We start from the raw sequence: 16850 nt of genomic DNA on the forward strand, positions 1-16850 counted from the left end.
CACCGGAGGGGATGCTGGATGAGCGGCAACACGGATAGGGCGAAGAGCACGCGCCGGGGTCGGCGCTTCGCGGCGCTCGCGGGCGCGGCGGCACTGACGGTCGCCGCGGGCACCGCGCCGGCCTGGGCGGCCTCTGCTGACCACGGCGGCCACGGCCACGGCAAGGTGCACACCACCACGCCGATCAAGCACCTCGTGGTGATCTTCCAGGAGAACGTCTCCTTCGACCACTACTTCGGCACCTACCCGAAGGCCGCCAACACCGACGGCACCCCGTTCACCGCGGCCAAGAACACGCCGAAGAAGGTGAACAACCTGGTCAACTCGGGTCTGCTGACCAGCAACCCGAACCTCTACGCGCCGCAGCGCCTCTCCGGCAAGCAGGCCCTGACCTGCGACCAGAACCACAACTACACGCCGGAGCAGTACGCCGAAGACGGCGGCAAGATGGACAAGTTCGTCCAGAACACGTCCAGGGACACCTGCTCCGGCGGCCTGTACGGCGCGCCGGGCCTGGCCATGGACTACTACGACGGCAACACCGTCACCGCGCTGTGGAACTACGCCCAGCACTACACGCTGAGCGACAACGCCTTCTCGGACGTCTACGGCCCGTCCACTCCCGGCGCGCTGAGCCTGGTCTCCGGCCAGACCCACGGCGTCGTCTCGGTGACCGGCAACGGCAGCACCACGAACCCGACGCAGACCTCGACGCCGGACTCCTACACGGTGCACTCGCCCAACGCCCAGGGCGTCGGCACGGTCGTCGGCGACCCGGACCCGGCCTACGACGACTGCGCCAACAACAACCACGCCTCCAACAACGCGCTCGCCGAGATGCAGGGCAAGAACGTCGGCGACCTGCTCAACGCCAAGCACGTCACCTGGGGTTGGTTCCAGGGCGGCTTCCGTCCGACCACGGCGTACAACGGCACCAGCGGCTACGCGGTCTGCGGCGCCACGCACACCAACGTCGGCGGCGCCACCGTCTCGGACTACAGCGCGCACCACAACCCGTTCGAGTACTACAAGTCGACGTCCAACCCGCACCACCTGGCGCCGGCGAACGAGGCGGAGATCGGCAACGCCGGTCAGGCCAACCACCAGTACGACATGACCGACTTCGACGCGGCGCTGGCCGCGGGCAACCTCCCGGCCGTCAGCTTCCTCAAGGCCGGCGAGTACCAGGACGGGCACGCCGCCTACTCGGACCCGATCGACGAGCAGAACTTCCTGGTCAAGCAGATCAACGCGCTGGAGTCCTCCCCGGAGTGGTCCTCCACCGCGGTCGTCGTCGCCTACGACGACTCCGACGGCTGGTACGACCACGTCTACCACGCGCCGACCAACGGCTCGACGGACTCCACGCTGTCCGGCGCCGTCGCCGCCGACTCCCCGGCCTGCCAGGCCGGCCCGGCGGCCAAGAAGGGCTACGCCGACCGCTGCGGCGTCGGCCCGCGCCAGCCGCTGCTGGTGATCTCGCCCTACGCGCGCACCAACAACGTCTCGCACACCTTCACCTCGCAGTCCTCGATCACCCGCTTCATCGAGGACAACTGGAAGCTGGGCCGCATCGGCGACGGCTCCTTCGACGCCACCGCGGGTCGCCTGAACTCGGCCTTCGACTTCACCTGCCCGAACGACGTCCGGGTGCTGCTCAACAGCAACGGCTCGGTCGCCTCGGTGACGCGGATCAGGCACCACGACAACAGCGACACCCCCGAGGCCATCCAGGCCTCCCCGGCCGCGGCCTCGGCCACGTCCGACAACGGCTCGACGATGCTCTCCATCAGCCTGGGCGCGGCGGCCGTCGCCGCCCTCGGCACCGGCTGGGCGGTCTCCCGCCGGGCGCGCCGCAAGGCCACCGTCTGACGGCGACAGGGACACACCGCAGGGCTGGATCCGCAGTGCGGGTCCAGCCCTGCGGCTGTTGTGGGAACCGGTCGGGCGGCGTGTGCGTCGCAGGGGTATGCGTCCTGTTCGTGCACTCGCCGTTCCCGTCCTGGCTCTCGCCGGCGCCCTGCTCACCGCCGCGCTCAGCGGCTGCGCGAGCGCGACGCCTCCGGGCGTGTCCGTCCAGCAGTCACCGAGCCCGTCAGGTCCGAGCTTCCAGACGCGCGCGAGCGAGCTGGCGTCCGGATGGCTCGGGTCGCCCCTGCAGCAGGCGTGGGAGGCCGGCTACGTGCCGCTGGAGGAGACCACGCACGAGCCCGCGGGCGTCTTCCACTCGGGCGCGGACAAGGCCGCCTACGAGGCCGGGCAGTTCCGTGTGACCGTCCCCCTGCCGTACGGACCGGCCACGCAGACGGTGCGGTTCGACCACGGCGCCACCCGCACCCTGCCGGCTCTCGGCGCCGACCAGGCCCTGCACACCGGGAGCCTCGGCCACTGCCCGACCGCGAGCTGCCCGACCTGGCTGACGGTCACGGCCGTCCGGGCCACCAGCGAGCGCGTGCGCACCAGCCGGGGCGAGGCGACGGTTCCCGCCTGGGCGTTCAGAATCCAGGGCTACCAGGGCGAGTTCGTCTACGCGGCGGTCAAGCCCGAGGCGTATCTGGGCCTCGCTCCCGGCCAGGAGCCCACCCCGCCGGCGGTGCTGCCCGGCTACCAGGGCGCGTCGCTGATCTCCGTCTCCGGAGACGGCCGCACGCTCACCCTCGGCGCGGCCACCGGCTGCGGCAAGCTGCCGCCGAGCGGCCTGGTGTACGAGACCAAGGACGTCGTGGTGATCGGCGCGACCGACAAGCCCGCGCCGACAACGCCGGGCACGGTCTGCGCGGCCGACGAACACCTGGTCCGGCTCCAGGTGCACCTGGGCGACGTCCTCGACGGCCGCACGGTGCTCGATGTCGCCACCGGTCACCCCGAGGCGGCCCTGGGGTAGTCGTCGGGAGTGGTCCTCCGGAGTGGTCCTCGGGGGTGGTCCTCGCCGGGAACGAACAACGGCACCAGCCCCCCGCACTTGGTCGGGGACAGGGGGCGGGTGCCGCTTTCTTGGTTCGCCGCGTGCGATCCGGCGCCGTTGCAGGCCACGCGGACGTACGTGCCCGTCAGACCGTCAGCGGGCGGTCCGTCGGGCGGATCGGGGCGGGCAGCGTGGAGGCGCGGCCCGAGAGGTAGGAGTCGACCGCCTTGGCCGCGGAACGGCCTTCGGCGATGGCCCAGACGATCAGCGACTGGCCGCGGCCGGCGTCACCGGCCACGAAGACGCCATCGACGTTGGTGGCGAATCGACTGTCGCGGGCGACGTTGCCTCGCGCGTCCAGGTCCACACCGAGCTGCTCGACCAGGCCGTTCTTCACGTCGGTGCCAGTGAAGCCCATGGCCAGGGTGACCAGCTGGGCCGGAATGGCCCGCTCGGTGCCGGGGACCGGCTCGAAGCGGCCCTCGGTGAACACTACCTCAACCAGGTGGAGCTGCTGGACGTTGCCCTCCTCGTCCCCGGTGAAGTGGGTGGTGTTGACGGAGTAGACCCGCTCACCGCCCTCCTCGTGGGCCGAAGTGACCTTGAAGACCATCGGCATGGTCGGCCAGGGCTGGTTGTTCGGACGGTCGTCGCCCGGCCGCGGCATGATCTCCAGCTGGGTGACCGAGGCCGCGCCCTGGCGGTGCGCGGTGCCGACGCAGTCGGCGCCGGTGTCGCCGCCGCCGATGACCACGACGTGCTTGCCGGCGGCGCTGATCGGCGAGTCGACGTAGTCGCCCTCCTGCACCTTGTTGGCCAGCGGCAGGTACTCCATGGCCTGATGGATGCCCTTGAGCTCCCGGCCCGGCGCGTTCAGGTCACGGGCCGTGGTGGCGCCGGCCGCGATCACGACGGCGTCGAAGCGCTCGCGCAGCTGACGGCCGGTGATGTCGACGCCCACCTCGACGCCGGTGCGGAACCGGGTGCCCTCCGCACGCATCTGCTCGACGCGGCGGTTGACGTGGCGCTTCTCCATCTTGAACTCGGGGATGCCGTAGCGCAGCAGGCCGCCGATGCGGTCGGCGCGCTCGTACACCACCACCGTGTGCCCGGCGCGGGTCAGCTGCTGGGCGACGGCCAGGCCCGAGGGGCCCGAGCCGACGACGGCGACGGTCTTGCCGGAGAGGCGGTCCGGGACCTGCGGCGTGACGCTGCCGTTGTCCCAGGCCTTGTCGATGATGGTGACCTCGACGTTCTTGATGGTCACCGGGTCCTGGTTGATGCCGAGGACGCAGGCCGACTCGCACGGGGCCGGGCAGAGGCGACCGGTGAACTCCGGGAAGTTGTTGGTCGCGTGCAGGCGCTCGCTGGCGCCCTTCCAGTCGTCGCGCCAGGCCAGCTCGTTCCACTCGGGGATGAGGTTCCCCAGCGGGCAGCCGTTGTGGCAGAACGGGATGCCGCAGTCCATGCAGCGGCCGGCCTGCTTGCTGATGATGGGCAGCAGCGACCGCTCGACGTAGACCTCGTTCCAGTCACGGACGCGGTCGGCGACCGGACGGCGCTCGGCGAGCTGCTTGGGCGTGGTGAGGAAGCCCTTCGGGTCAGCCATTAGCCGCCTCCATCATCTTCCGGGTGGTCTCGGACTCGGAGAGCCCGTCTCGCTCGGCGGCGTCCTTGGCGGCGAGCACGGCCTTGTAGTCGGTGGGCATGATCTTGGAGAAGCGGGAGACGCCGCTGCCCCAGTCCGCGAGGAGCTCGGCCGCGACCGTGGAGCCGGTCTCCTCGTAGTGCTGCTGGACGGTCTCGCGCAGCCACTCGCGGTCGCCCGCGTCGGGCGCCTCGATGCCGACCATGCCGCCGTTGACGTTGGCCGGACGCAGGTCGAGCACGAAGCCGATGCCGCCCGACATGCCGGCTGCGAGGTTGCGGCCCGTCTCGCCGAGGATGACGACGCGGCCGCCGGTCATGTACTCCATGCCGTGGTCGCCCACGCCCTCGACGACCAGGGTGGCGCCCGAGTTGCGGACCGCGAAGCGCTCACCGGCCTTGCCGCGCAGGTGGATCCGGCCCTGGGTGGCGCCGTAGCCGACGGTGTTGCCGGCGATCACGTGGTTCTGCGCGTCGGCGCCGATCGCGGACGCCTCGCGGGACGGGCGGACGATCACGACACCGCCGGAGAGGCCCTTGCCGACGTAGTCGTTGGCGTCGCCCTCGAGGCGGATGGTGATGCCGCGCGGCACGAAGGCGCCCAGCGACTGGCCGGCGGAGCCGGTCAGGGTGACGTCGATGGTGCCCTCGGGCAGGCCCTCGCCGCGGTAACGCTTGGTCACCTCGTAGCCGAGCATGGTGCCGACGGTCCGGTTGACGTTGCGCACCGGCAGCTGGATCCGGACCGCGTTGCCGCGCTCCAGGGCGTCCTCGGCCAGTTCGATGAGCTGGTTGTCGAGGGCCTTGTCCAGACCGTGGTCCTGCTGGGTGGTCTGGTGCAGCGCCGAGCCGGTCTCCGGGACGTGCAGCAGCGGGGCGATGTCCAGGCCGCTGGCCTTCCAGTGGTCGATCGCCTCGGTCGCGTCGATGAACTCGGCGTGCCCGACGGCCTCCTCGATCGAGCGGAAGCCCAGCTCGGCGAGGATCTCGCGGACCTCCTCGGCGATGAACTCGAAGAAGTTCACCACGAACTCCGGCTTGCCGCTGAAGCGCTCGCGCAGCACCGGGTTCTGGGTGGCGACGCCGACCGGGCAGGTGTCCAGGTGGCAGACGCGCATCATGATGCAGCCGGAGACCACCAGCGGGGCGGTGGCGAAGCCGAACTCCTCGGCGCCGAGCAGCGCGGCGATGACCACGTCACGGCCCGTCTTCAGCTGACCGTCGGTCTGCACGACGATGCGGTCGCGCAGGCCGTTGAGCAGCAGCGTCTGCTGGGTCTCGGCGAGGCCGAGCTCCCACGGACCGCCGGCGTGCTTGAGGGAGGTGAGCGGGCTGGCGCCCGTTCCGCCGTCGTGGCCGGAGACCAGCACCACGTCCGCGTGGGCCTTGCTGACGCCCGCCGCGACCGTGCCGACGCCGACCTCGGAGACCAGCTTCACGTGGATGCGGGCGACCGGGTTGGCGTTCTTCAGGTCGTGGATGAGCTGGGCGAGGTCCTCGATGGAGTAGATGTCGTGGTGCGGCGGCGGGGAGATCAGGCCGACGCCCGGGGTCGAGTGCCGGGTCTTGGCCACCCACGGGTAGACCTTGTGGCCGGGCAGTTGGCCGCCCTCGCCGGGCTTGGCGCCCTGGGCCATCTTGATCTGGATGTCGTCCGCGTTGACCAGGTACTCGGAGGTGACGCCGAAGCGGCCGGAGGCGACCTGCTTGATCGCGGAACGGCGTGCCGGGTCGTAGAGACGGTCCGGGTCCTCGCCGCCCTCACCGGTGTTGGACTTGCCGCCGAGCTGGTTCATCGCGATGGCGAGCGTCTCGTGGGCCTCCAGCGAGATGGACCCGTAGGACATCGCGCCGGTCGAGAAGCGCTTGACGATCTCGCTGGCCGGCTCGACCTCCTCGATCGGGATCGGCCCGCGGTCCTCGCCCGGCTTGAACCTGAAGAGCCCGCGCAGCGTCATCAGACGCTCGGACTGCTCGTTCACGCGCGAGGTGTACTGCTTGAAGATGTCGTAGCGCTTGGTGCGGGTCGCGTGCTGGAGCCGGAAGACGGTCTCCGGGTCGAACAGATGCGGCTCGCCCTCGCGGCGCCACTGGTACTCGCCGCCGATCTCCAGGCGGCGGTGCGCCGGGGAGATGCCGGAGGCCGGGTAGGCCTGGGCGTGACGGGCGGCGGTCTCCTTGGCGATCTCCTCGATGGTGATGCCGCCGAGCTTGGTGGTGGTCCCCGCGAAGTAGGTGTCCACCAGCTCCTGGGAGAGGCCGATGGCCTCGAAGACCTGGGCACCGCGGTAGGAGGCGACGGTGGAGATGCCCATCTTGGACATCACCTTCAGCACGCCCTTGCCCAGCGCCTTGATCAGGTTGCGGATCGCCTTCTCCGGCTCGATGCCGGTGATGAAGGTGCCCTGTGCGACCAGGTCCTCGACGGACTCCATGGCCAGGTAGGGGTTGACCGCTCCCGCGCCGTAGCCGATCAGCAGCGCGACGTGGTGCACCTCGCGCACGTCTCCGGCCTCGACGATCAGGCCGACGTGGGTCCGCTGCTTGGTGCGGATGAGGTGGTGGTGGATCGCGGAGGTGAGGAGCAGCGACGGGATCGGCGCGTGCTCGGCGTCGGAGTGGCGGTCGGAGAGCACGACCAGGCGGGCGCCGTCGGCGATCGCCGCGTCGGCCTCGGCCGCTATCTCCGTGAGCCGGGCGGCCAGGGCCGCGCCGCCGCCGGAGACCTTGTAGAGGCCGGAGAGCGTGACCGCCTTCAGGCCCGGCAGGTCGCCGTCCGCGTTGATGTGGATCAGCTTGGCCAGCTCGTCGTTGTCGATGACCGGGAAGGGCACCACGACGGAGCGGCAGGAGGCTGCCTCGGCGTGCAGCAGGTTGCCCTCGGGGCCCAGGTTGGAGCCGAGCGAGGTGACCAGCTCCTCGCGGATGGCGTCCAGCGGCGGGTTGGTGACCTGCGCGAAGAGCTGGGTGAAGTAGTCGAAGAGCAGCCGCGGCTTTGAGCTCAGCGCCGCGATGGGCGAGTCGGTGCCCATGGAGCCGAGCGCCTCGGCGCCGCTCTTGGCCATCGGGGCCAGCAGGACGCGCAGCTCCTCCTCGGTGTAGCCGAAGGTCTGCTGACGGCGGGTCACCGACGCGTGGGTGTGCGCGATGTGCTCACGCTCGGGCAGCGCGTCGAGCTTGATCGAACCGGCGTGCAGCCACTCCCCGTAGGGGTTCTCGGCGGCCAGCGCGGACTTGATCTCCTCGTCGTCGACGATGCGGCCCTCGACGGTGTCCACCAGGAACATCCGGCCCGGCTGCAGGCGGCCCTTGCGGACGACCTGGTCCTGCGGGATGTCGAGGACGCCGACCTCGGAGGCGAGCACGACCAGGCCGTCGACGGTGACCCAGTAGCGGGCCGGACGCAGGCCGTTCCGGTCGAGCACGGCGCCGATCTTGGTGCCGTCGGTGAAGGTCACGCAGGCCGGACCGTCCCAGGGCTCGATCAGGTTCGAGTGGAACTGGTAGAAGGCGCGGCGGGCCGGGTCCATGGTGGCGTGGTTCTCCCACGCCTCCGGGATCATCATCAGCACCGCGTGCGGCAGCGAGCGGCCGCCCAGGTGGAGCAGCTCCAGCACCTCGTCGAAGGAGGCGGTGTCGGAGTGGTCCGGGGTGCAGATCGGGAAGATCCGGTTCAGGTCGCCCGGGATGAGGTCGGTCGCCAGCTGGGACTCGCGGGCCGTCATCCAGTTGCGGTTGCCCTTGACGGTGTTGATCTCACCGTTGTGGGCGACGAAGCGGTAGGGGTGCGCCAGCGGCCAGCTCGGGAAGGTGTTGGTGCTGAAGCGGCTGTGCACCAGGCAGAGCGCGGAGGCGAAGGACCGGTCCGAGAGGTCCGGGAAGAACGGCTCCAGCTGCCCGGTGGTGAGCATGCCCTTGTAGACGATGGTGCGCGCGGAGAGGGAGGGGAAGTAGATCCCGCTCTCCCGCTCGGCGCGCTTGCGCACGACGAAGGCGATCCGGTCGAGCTCCAGGCCGGCCTTCTGCCCCTCGGCGTCGGCGACGAAGAGCTGACGGAATCGCGGCATGACGGAGCGCGCGGTGGCGCCCAGCAGGTCGGGCGTGACCGGGACGTCGCGCCAGCCGAGGACCGTCAGGCCCTCCTCGCCGGCGATCGTCTCGATGGACGAGACGGCGACGGCGTCGGCCGCGTCGTCGTCCGGCAGGAACGCGATGCCGACGGCGTAGCGGCCCTGCTCGGGCAGCTCGAAGCCGGCCTCGGCGGCCTTGGCCGCCAGGAAGGCGTGCGGGATCTGAGTCAGAATGCCGGCACCGTCACCCGAGTCCGGTTCGGAGCCGGTGGCTCCGCGGTGCTCCAGGTTGCGCAGAACGGTGAGCGCCTGCTCGATGATTCGGTGCTCAGCGACTCCGCTGAGCGAGGCGACGAAGCCGACGCCGCAGGCGTCGTGTTCGTTGCTGGGGTCGTACAGGCCCTGCTTGGCGGGGCGTGCGTCCGCCAGGGCGGCATAAGGCCGCGGGGCGGGGTACGCAGACGCAGGCAGCATTGGCTCTCCCGTCGTCGTGATCGGCATGGAGGTCAATTCACATGCGCATCCGGGACGACGCTGGCCCTTAGCGATTGCGTGTCGTGCAGGTTACATGATGCCCCGAGTTCCACTCAGTGGATTTTTCAGTCCATCATGTGGACGAGCCAGCTGCGTGCGGCCTGGGTGGAGGCCGTAGTGAAGGACATCCCGTGGGAGGTGAGTCCGCCTCTACCCCGGTGTCTGGGGTATTCGGACGTCCTCGCAAGTCTGCCCGATCGCCGCGCTCGCGAAACAGGGGGTTCATGCAATTGCACTGTGTGAGTAACACCACCTCGTGCCTGGTCAGGCGCATGCGGTAGTCAGCCGATGTGACCGCCGATCAGGTGGCCGAGCAGGAAAGTCACACCCGCCGCGGCGCCGCCCAGCAGCAGCTGACGCAGACCGGAGAACCACCAGCTGCGCGCCGTCACCTTGCTGACCACCGCGCCGGCCGCGAAGAGGCCCACCGCCGCGATGCCCACCGCCGGGAGCAGGGAGGTCGCGCCGAGCAGGTAGGGCAGCAGCGGGAGCAGCGCGCCGAGCGCGAAGGCGGTGAAGGAGGAGACCGCCGCGACGAGCGGGGACGGCAGGTCGTCCGGGTCGATGCCCAGCTCCTCGCGGGCGTGCACCTCGAGGGCGCGCTCCGGGTCCGCGCTCAGCTGCTGGGCGACCTCGAAGGCCAGCTTCGGCTCGACGCCGCGCTCGACGTACAGCTGGGCCAGCTCGGCCAGCTCCTCCTGCGGGTTGCGCTCGAGCTCACGCCGCTCCAGCGCCAGCTCGGCCTGGACCATCTCGCCCTGCGAGGCGACCGAGGTGTACTCCCCCGCAGCCATGGAGAACGCGCCCGCCGCAAGCCCCGCGAGGCCCGTCAGCACGATCACGTTGTGGTTCGCGCTGCCGCCGACGACGCCGGACATGAGCGCGAAGTTGGACACCAGGCCGTCCATCGCTCCGAAGACCGCCGGGCGGAGCCAACCGCCGTTCACGTCGCGGTGGTCGTGCTTGTAGGCCTCGGCGGTCTCGGCTATGTCCTGGGCGCTCATCGTCATCGTGGTCACGCCCAGGAAGCTAACGCTTCCGGAGATTTGTTTCCAGCAAGGCAGGACTGCCTTACCAGTGCGCTGACCTGCGAAGTTAGGCATCCCTTGCCTAAGGGGGCGCTCCGGGGCCGCTACGCGGCGACCGCCTCGCCGAGCCGCCCGTCGACCATCTCCAGCACCCGGTCCGCCGTCGCGAGCTGGGCCTTGTCGTGGGTGACCATCACCGTCGCCGTGCCGTGCTCGCGGGTGATCCGCGCCAGCAGGCCGACGATCTGCTCGCCGCGTTCGTGGTCGAGGGCGGAGGTGGGCTCGTCGACCAGCAGCACCGACGGCTCGGCGAACAGCGCCCGCGCGATGTTGACCCGCTGGCGTTCGCCCCCGGACAGCTGGTGCGGGCGGCGGTGCTGCTTGCCGTCGCCGATCCCGACGGAGGCGAGCAGGCTCTCGGCCCGGGCGGCCACGGCGCGCGGCTTCTCGCCGCGCAGGTGGGCGACGGCCTGGAGCTGCTCCACCGCCGTGAGCGAGGCCAGCAGGTTGGACTGTTGGAAGACGATCCCGATCCCGTCCCGCCGCAGCGCGGTGCGCTGCTTGTCGTTCAGCGTGGCGGCGTCCTGGCCGCCGATCAGGACGCGGCCCGAGTCCGGGGTCAGCAGGGTGGCGGCGACGGCCAGCAGGCTGGACTTCCCGGAGCCGGAGGGGCCGACCACGGCGGTGAACTCGCCGGGGGCGACCTCGAGGGTGACGCCGTCCAGCGCGGTCAGGCGCCGGTCCCCGTCGGGGTAGGTGAGGACGATGTCGGAGAGGACGAGGCTCATCGGTTGGCTCCCAGCGCGGTCAGCGGGTCGACGGAGGTGATGCGGCGCACGGCGAGGGCCGCGCCGCCGAGGCCCAGCAGGACCATGACGACGACGGGGACGGCGACCGTCGCCGCGCCGAGGGTGAACGGCATGCCGCTGCCGCCGAGCACCGCTCCGCCCGCGAGGCCGATCAGGGCGCCGGACAGCGCTCCCGCCGCCAGCATGGCCACGGCCTGGGCCAGCGCGTCGCGGATCAGGTAGCCGCTGGACGCGCCGACCGCCTTGAGCACCGCGATGTCCGCCTTGCGCTGCACCGTCCACACCGTGAAGAACGCCCCGACGACGAGCGCGCTGACGGCGAAGAGGAAGCCCTGGATCATCTGCAGGCTGCCCTGTTCGGCTGAGTACCCGTCGATGCCGGCGAGGGCCGCGTCACGGGAGACCGTCTCGGTGTTCTGGGCCTTGTCCAGCGCGGCGAGGTCGGCGGAACCCGGGTCGACCGCAAGGGCGCCCGGCTGCTTGGCGCCGGTGGCCAGGGACCAGGTGTCGGGGGTGGTCCAGACGCTGGGCGCGTGGGCGTAGGAGCGGTCCGCGGTGATCGCCGAGACGGTCAGCGTCCGGCCGCCCACGGACACCTTGTCCCCGACGTGCAGCCCGCTGTCGTCCGCGACCTTCTGGCCGACCGCGACCTGCCCGGGCTGCGGGGCGGTGCCCGAGACGACGGGCGGCAGCAGATCCGCGGGCGCGCCGAACACGCTGACCGAGATGGCGCCGCTGCCGCCGGTGAGCCGGGACATGGCCACGCCGAAGGGCTCGACCTTGCCTATGCCGGGCGCGGCGGCGAAGGCCTGCTCCTGCTGGGGGGCGATCCCGCTGTTGCTGAACGACACCTCGGGAGCGGCGCCCTGTGGCGCGCCGAAGACGATGTCCTTCGCCGGCAGCTGCGCGATCGAGGAGGAGGCGGCCGAGGCGAGACCGCCGGTGAGGCCGTAGAGGAAGACCACGAGCGTGGTGATGAGCGTGACGACCGCGCCCATCAGGGCGAAGCGCCCTTTGGCGAAGCGGATGTCACGCAGGGCGACGAACACGTGGGGACTCCTCGGAGGCGGTCGGACGATCTGTCGTCCTCCACACTCGTCCGCGGAAGAGGGTGTTCCATCAGGGAGAGGATGGGTTCCGAATCAACCGAAAGGTTGATGGCCCGACGGCGCCGGACCTCGGCGCCGGGACGTAGGGTCGATGCCGTGACCAGCACTCTCCCCGCACAGCACGACCCGGCGCGGATGCCCGCGCTCCGGGTCATGCGGGTCGCGCTGCACGCCATGTTCTACGTCCTGCTGGTCATCGGCTGCGTGGGCGGCGGCGTCACGTCCTGGGTGCTCTGCGCGGCGCTGGGCGCCACGTACGCCTTCGGCGGCTTCTTCGCCCGGCCGGAGGCCACTCGGCGGGACGGCCTGCTCTGGCTGGCGGCCGTCACCGTCCTGTGGGTGGCCCTGGCGGCCGAGTCCCCGGGCGCCGGCTACGTGGCCTTCCCGCTCTACTTCCTCTACCTGCACCTGCTGCCGCCGCGCTGGTCGCTGCCCTCGGTCGCGCTGCTGACGGGCGTCGTCGTCGCGGCGCAGTCCACCACCTCCGGCGGGCTGACGGCGGCCAAGGTGATAGGGCCGTGCGCGGGCGCCGCGGTGGCGGTGCTCACGGCCTACGGCTACGCCGGCCTGTACCGCGAGAGCCGCCGTCGCCAGGCCCTGATCGACGACCTGGTCCGCACCCGGGACGAGCTGGCCGAGTCGCAGCGCGAGGCCGGTCGCCTCGCGGAGCGCGCCCGGCTGGCCCGGGAGATCCACGACACGCTCGCCCAGGGGCTCTCCTCGATCGTGCTGCTGGCCCGCTCGGCGGAGTCGGCGCTGCCCGCGGGGGCGGACGCCGCGGCCGAGCGGGTGCGCGAGATCGGCGCCACCGCCGGGGAGAACCTGACCGAGGCGCGCCGCTTCGTCGCCGCGCTGACGCCGCCGTCGCTCCAGGACGCCACGCTGCCCGAGGCGCTGCGCCGGGTCACCGCCGGCTGCGGGCCTGTCCCGCAGGTCGCCTTCCACCTCGACGGGGAGCCCTGTCCGCTGCCGGTGGAGGCCGAGGTGGCCCTGCTGCGCCTGACCCAGGAGGCGCTGGCGAACGTCCAGCGCCACGCCCGAGCCCAGCGGGCCGCGGTCACCCTCGCCTACCTCGACGACCAGGTGACGCTCGACGTCTTCGACGACGGCGTGGGCTTCGCCCCCGACGCGCCCGCGGGGGCCGCGGGCATCGCCGGCGCCGGGGGCCCGTCCGGCGGGCCGCGCTTCGGCCTGCACGGCATGCGGGAGCGGATCGCCGAGCTCGGCGGCACGCTCACCATCGAGTCCGCTCCGGGCGAGGGCACAGCCGTCGCCGCCGCCATCCCGCTGCACGGCCCGTCGGCCCCGGCCGCCGCTCCGACCCAGAGCACTCCCCCCGCGCAGGCCGCTCCCTCGGCGCAGGCGGCTCCCCCGGTGCGGGCCGCCGCCTCTGCCCAGGCCCCGACCACACCGGCGGCCGCGCCCGCGCCCGCCCGGCCCCACCCCGTGGAGCGCGCCTCGTGATCACCGTCGTCCTGGTCGACGACCACCCCGTGGTCCGGCGCGGCCTGCGCGCCCTGCTCGAGGAGCTGCCCGAGCTGCAGCCGGTCGGGGAGGCCGCCGACGGCGCCGAGGCGCTGCGGCTGCTGGAGCGGCGCGCGGCCGAGGGCAGCCCCCGCCCCGACGTGGTGCTGATGGACCTGCAGATGGGCTCCGGCATGCACGGCGTGGAGGCCACCCGCCGGATCACCGCGCTGCCCGACGCTCCGGCGGTGCTGATCCTCACCACCTACAGCACCGACGCGGACATCCTCTCCGCCGTCGAGGCCGGCGCGACGGGTTACCTGCTCAAGGACGCCCCGCCGGAGGAGCTCGCCTCGGCGATCCGCGCCGCTGCCAAGGGCGACACGGTGCTGGCGCCGCCGGTCGCGGCCCGGCTGCTGGGCCGCTCCCGGCCCGGGCGGCCGGTGCTGTCACCGCGCGAGCTGGAGATCCTGGAGCTGCTGGCCGAGGGCCTGCCCAACCGGCAGATCTCCAAGCGCCTGTTCATCAGCGAGGCCACGGTGAAGACCCACCTCGTGCACATCTACGACAAGTTGGGCGTCGACAGCCGCACCTCCGCGGTGGCCGCGGCCATGCAGACGGGGCTGATCCGGGCCCGGTAGTCGACCGGGCGGCCGGATCAGCCCCGGGGGACACGCTTCGGATCAGGAGTGGCCGGCGCTCGCGGCCCCCGACGCGGGCGGGTTGTTGTGGGCGGTCGGCGAGGCCAGGGCCTCGGCGCTGGCCGAGGGCATGGTCGCGAGCGGCTTGCCCTTGTTGGCGTTGTCCACCCAGGTGGTGAAGTTGGCCGGCGAGATGTCCTGGCTGTTGTAGGTCGGGTACGCCGGGGTGCCGTTGAGCAGCACCGTCGGCGTCGAGTTGTAGCCCGACTTGTCGAAGTCCGACTGCACCGCCGTCACCCAGCTGCCGTAGGTGTTGTTGTTGACGCAGGCCTCGAAGCTCGGCGAGTCCAGGCCGGGCACCTGCTTGGCCAGGCTGATCAGGATGGACTTGTCCGCCCAGGCGTCGTCCGTCTCCTGCGGCTGGTTGGCGTAGAGGACGTCGTGGTAGTCGTGGAAGCGGCCGACGTTCTGGGCACAGGCCAGCGCGTTCGCGGCGTTCTTCGACCCCTTGCCGCTGTCGTGGCGGTCGATGAACGAGGCGATGTGGTACTGGATCTGGATCTTGCCCTGGGCCAGCAGCTGGTTGATCGTGGTCTTCATGCCCGTCTCGAACTGGTCGCAGGCGGGGCAGCGCGGGTCCTCGTAGATGGTGACCGTGCTGGGCGCGGCCGTCCCGCCGACGGGGATCAGCAGCCTGGTGGTGCCGACGGTTCCGCCGGGCGCGTCCGTGGCGGCGCTGTAGCTGCTGGAGCGGCCGTTCTGCACCACGATGCCGATCACCACCGCTGCCGCGATGACGACCAGTGTGACGACGATGACGGTGAGTTGGCGCTTCTTGCGGGCCGCGGCCTCCTCCTTGGCGCGTTCCTCCTGCATGCGCTCGCGCGCGCTGCGCTTGCCGACCTCGTTCTTAGTGCTCATCAGATCTTCTGTTCTGTCGGACTGTTGACTTGAGTCGGGGTCGGCGCTGACCGCCGCGTCACGCGGCCAGCCAGCCGTCGAGCGACAACCGCGTCTTCGGGCGCCAGATCAGCCAGCCCGTCAACAACAGGAAGCCGCAGTCACGGAGGATCTCCTGCCAGTACTGGGTCCGCGAGGCCGCCACCGCGCCGCCGCCGCCGAAGCAGCCGCAGTCGATGGAGATCCCGCGGGCCCAGACCGAGGCGATCGAGGCGATGTAGACCAGCAGCAGCACCCCCGAGAGGACGGCGGCGATCCGCGTCCCCAGGCCGACCAGGAGCAGAAGCGCGAGCGCGAGCTCGAGGAACGGCAGACCATAGCCGAACGGCTTCACCAGCGCCTCGGGCAGGATCCGGTAGACCCGCACGGCCTGTGCCGCGGCCTGGGGATCGGAGATCTTCGCGAGCCCCGCCCAGGCCCACACGATCGCCAGGGCGATGCGCACGGCCGTGCCGATCCAGGCCGTCACGGCGCTCCCCCTCCCCGACCCGGGCAACCCTCGCCCGGCCCGGTCAATTGGGAGCAATCCTGCCTTGTGTTCCTTAACGGACATGCGTCATTCTCCGCAATTCGCAGCATTCTCCACATAGCGCTGGAGCGCGGACGGGTCGTCGAGCAGCTCCGGGTGCGCCCCGGGTCGACTTCGTCGCCCGTCGACCCACGGTTCCCAGTAGAGCGTGCGCGCCTCGGAGTCGAACGCCGTCGACCGCAGCCCCGGCACGTGCACGGCCACGGCCGGCAGCCGGTCGGCGATGAACCCGTCCGCGTCCTCGTGGCCCCGGCTGGCCAGGAGCAGGGCGTGGAACAGCGGGAATCCCCCGTGGACGAGCGCGACGCGCGCCGCGACGGCGGCGGCCACAGCACTGGAACCGGGCAGACGTTCGTGGAGTGAAGGCTCGATCATCCAGTGGACGAGCGCCTGATGACGGGCGATCAGGCTGCGGCGCACGCGGCAACACGGAGGGGGCGCGGACCGAAGTCCGCGCCCCCTCACCAGGCGTCCGCCGTGCCTGCCGTGTCGGCTTTCGCCCGACTGGCCTGACCGCCCGTCAGCGCTTGCGCACGCCCTGGGCCAGCTCCGCGGTCAGCTCGCGGACCGCCCCGTAGCCCGCCTCCGGCGTGGCCGCGTCCAGGATCCGCTGCACGAAGGCCGAACCGACGATGACGCCGTCCGCGAAGGCGGCCACCTCCGCCGCCTGCGCGGCGTTGGAGACGCCGAGGCCCACGCAGACGGGCAGCTCGGTCGTGGCCCGGGTGCGGGCGACCAGGTCCTCGGCCATGTCGCCGACCTGGGCGCGGGTGCCCGTCACGCCCATGACGGCGGCCGCGTAGACGAAGCCGGTGCCCTTGGCGGTGATGACCGCAAGCCGCTCGTCACGGCTGGAGGGCGCCACCACGAAGACCGTCGCCAGCCCCTGCTCGGCGGCGGCCGCGAGCCACTCGTCGGCCTCCTCGACCGGCAGGTCCGGCAGGATGCAGCCCGCGCCGCCGGCCGCCGCCAGGTCCGCGGCGAAGCGCGCCTGGCCGTACCGGTCGACCGGGTTCCAGTACGTCATGCACAGCACCGGGACGGTCGGGTTGGCGGCGGTGACGGTGCGGATCGTCTCCAGCACGTCCTTCGTCCGCACGCCCCCGCGCAGCGCGATGTCGTCAGCGGTCTGGATGGTCGCGCCGTCCAGCACC

Annotated in this window: 13 protein-coding genes; 4 read left to right on the forward strand and 9 right to left on the reverse strand. The window is 71.7% G+C overall.

Annotated features, from left to right (window positions below; all coding sequences use genetic code 11):
• The first annotated feature begins 18 nt into the window (after window positions 1–18).
• Window positions 19–1872 (forward strand): phospholipase C, encoded by a 1854-nt coding sequence (locus TR48_RS14820; RefSeq protein ID WP_042367029.1) that lies wholly within the window; start codon window positions 19–21, stop codon window positions 1870–1872.
• 97 nt (window positions 1873–1969) lie between these two features.
• Window positions 1970–2884 carry a hypothetical protein gene (locus TR48_RS14825; RefSeq protein ID WP_042367031.1) on the forward strand — a complete coding sequence of 305 codons (915 nt, stop codon included), beginning with the start codon at window positions 1970–1972 and terminating at the stop codon, window positions 2882–2884.
• 166 nt (window positions 2885–3050) lie between these two features.
• Here the strand turns inward: TR48_RS14825 and TR48_RS14830 are convergent, their stop codons facing one another.
• From TR48_RS14830 to TR48_RS14850, 5 genes are all read right to left on the reverse strand, one after another.
• Window positions 3051–4514: a glutamate synthase subunit beta gene (locus tag TR48_RS14830; protein ID WP_042367033.1), complete on the reverse strand. Its 1464-nt coding sequence runs from the start codon at window positions 4512–4514 to the stop codon at window positions 3051–3053.
• On the reverse strand, window positions 4507–9021 hold the full coding sequence (gltB, locus tag TR48_RS14835) for a glutamate synthase large subunit (RefSeq protein ID WP_042367153.1): 4515 nt from the start codon (window positions 9019–9021) through the stop codon (window positions 4507–4509). The genes TR48_RS14830 and gltB overlap by 8 nt, the downstream gene beginning before the upstream one ends.
• Before the next feature lie 416 nt (window positions 9022–9437).
• Window positions 9438–10160 (reverse strand): VIT1/CCC1 transporter family protein, encoded by a 723-nt coding sequence (locus TR48_RS14840; protein ID WP_042367155.1) that lies wholly within the window; start codon window positions 10158–10160, stop codon window positions 9438–9440.
• Between the two features lie 128 nt (window positions 10161–10288).
• Complete coding sequence (locus TR48_RS14845) at window positions 10289–10972, reverse strand: ABC transporter ATP-binding protein (protein ID WP_042367035.1); 684 nt, start codon at window positions 10970–10972, stop codon at window positions 10289–10291.
• A complete protein-coding gene (locus tag TR48_RS14850) occupies window positions 10969–12042 on the reverse strand; it encodes an ABC transporter permease (RefSeq protein WP_042367037.1) in 1074 nt (357 codons plus the stop codon). Before TR48_RS14850 ends, TR48_RS14845 begins: the two co-directional genes overlap by 4 nt.
• Window positions 12043–12237: 195 nt before the next feature.
• Between TR48_RS14850 and TR48_RS14855 the strand changes: the two genes are divergently transcribed.
• Both TR48_RS14855 and TR48_RS14860 read left to right on the forward strand, forming a co-directional pair.
• Window positions 12238–13566 (forward strand): sensor histidine kinase, encoded by a 1329-nt coding sequence (locus TR48_RS14855; protein WP_063770992.1) that lies wholly within the window; start codon window positions 12238–12240, stop codon window positions 13564–13566.
• Window positions 13563–14207 (forward strand): response regulator transcription factor, encoded by a 645-nt coding sequence (locus TR48_RS14860; RefSeq protein WP_042367039.1) that lies wholly within the window; start codon window positions 13563–13565, stop codon window positions 14205–14207. Before TR48_RS14855 ends, TR48_RS14860 begins: the two co-directional genes overlap by 4 nt.
• Window positions 14208–14249: 42 nt before the next feature.
• On the opposite strand, the gene TR48_RS14865 is transcribed toward TR48_RS14860, so the two are convergent.
• The 4 genes from TR48_RS14865 to trpA all read right to left on the reverse strand — a co-directional run.
• Entirely contained in the window at window positions 14250–15128 is an 879-nt protein-coding gene (locus tag TR48_RS14865) for a DsbA family protein (RefSeq protein ID WP_042367041.1), read from the reverse strand.
• Window positions 15129–15186: 58 nt separating this feature from the next.
• The gene (locus TR48_RS14870; RefSeq protein ID WP_236652155.1) at window positions 15187–15636 is read right to left on the reverse strand and encodes a MauE/DoxX family redox-associated membrane protein; all 450 of its coding nucleotides are present in this window, start codon (window positions 15634–15636) and stop codon (window positions 15187–15189) included.
• A gap of 87 nt (window positions 15637–15723) precedes the next feature.
• Entirely contained in the window at window positions 15724–16071 is a 348-nt protein-coding gene (locus TR48_RS14875) for a hypothetical protein (RefSeq protein ID WP_161789835.1), read from the reverse strand.
• A 145-nt stretch (window positions 16072–16216) separates the two neighbouring features.
• Window positions 16217–16850: tryptophan synthase subunit alpha (gene trpA / locus TR48_RS14880; protein ID WP_042367045.1), on the reverse strand; the 634-nt coding region annotated here is incomplete at its 5' end.

This window comes from Streptacidiphilus neutrinimicus (genome assembly GCF_000787815.1).
GTDB classification, from domain to species: Bacteria; Actinomycetota; Actinomycetes; order Streptomycetales; family Streptomycetaceae; genus Streptacidiphilus; species Streptacidiphilus neutrinimicus.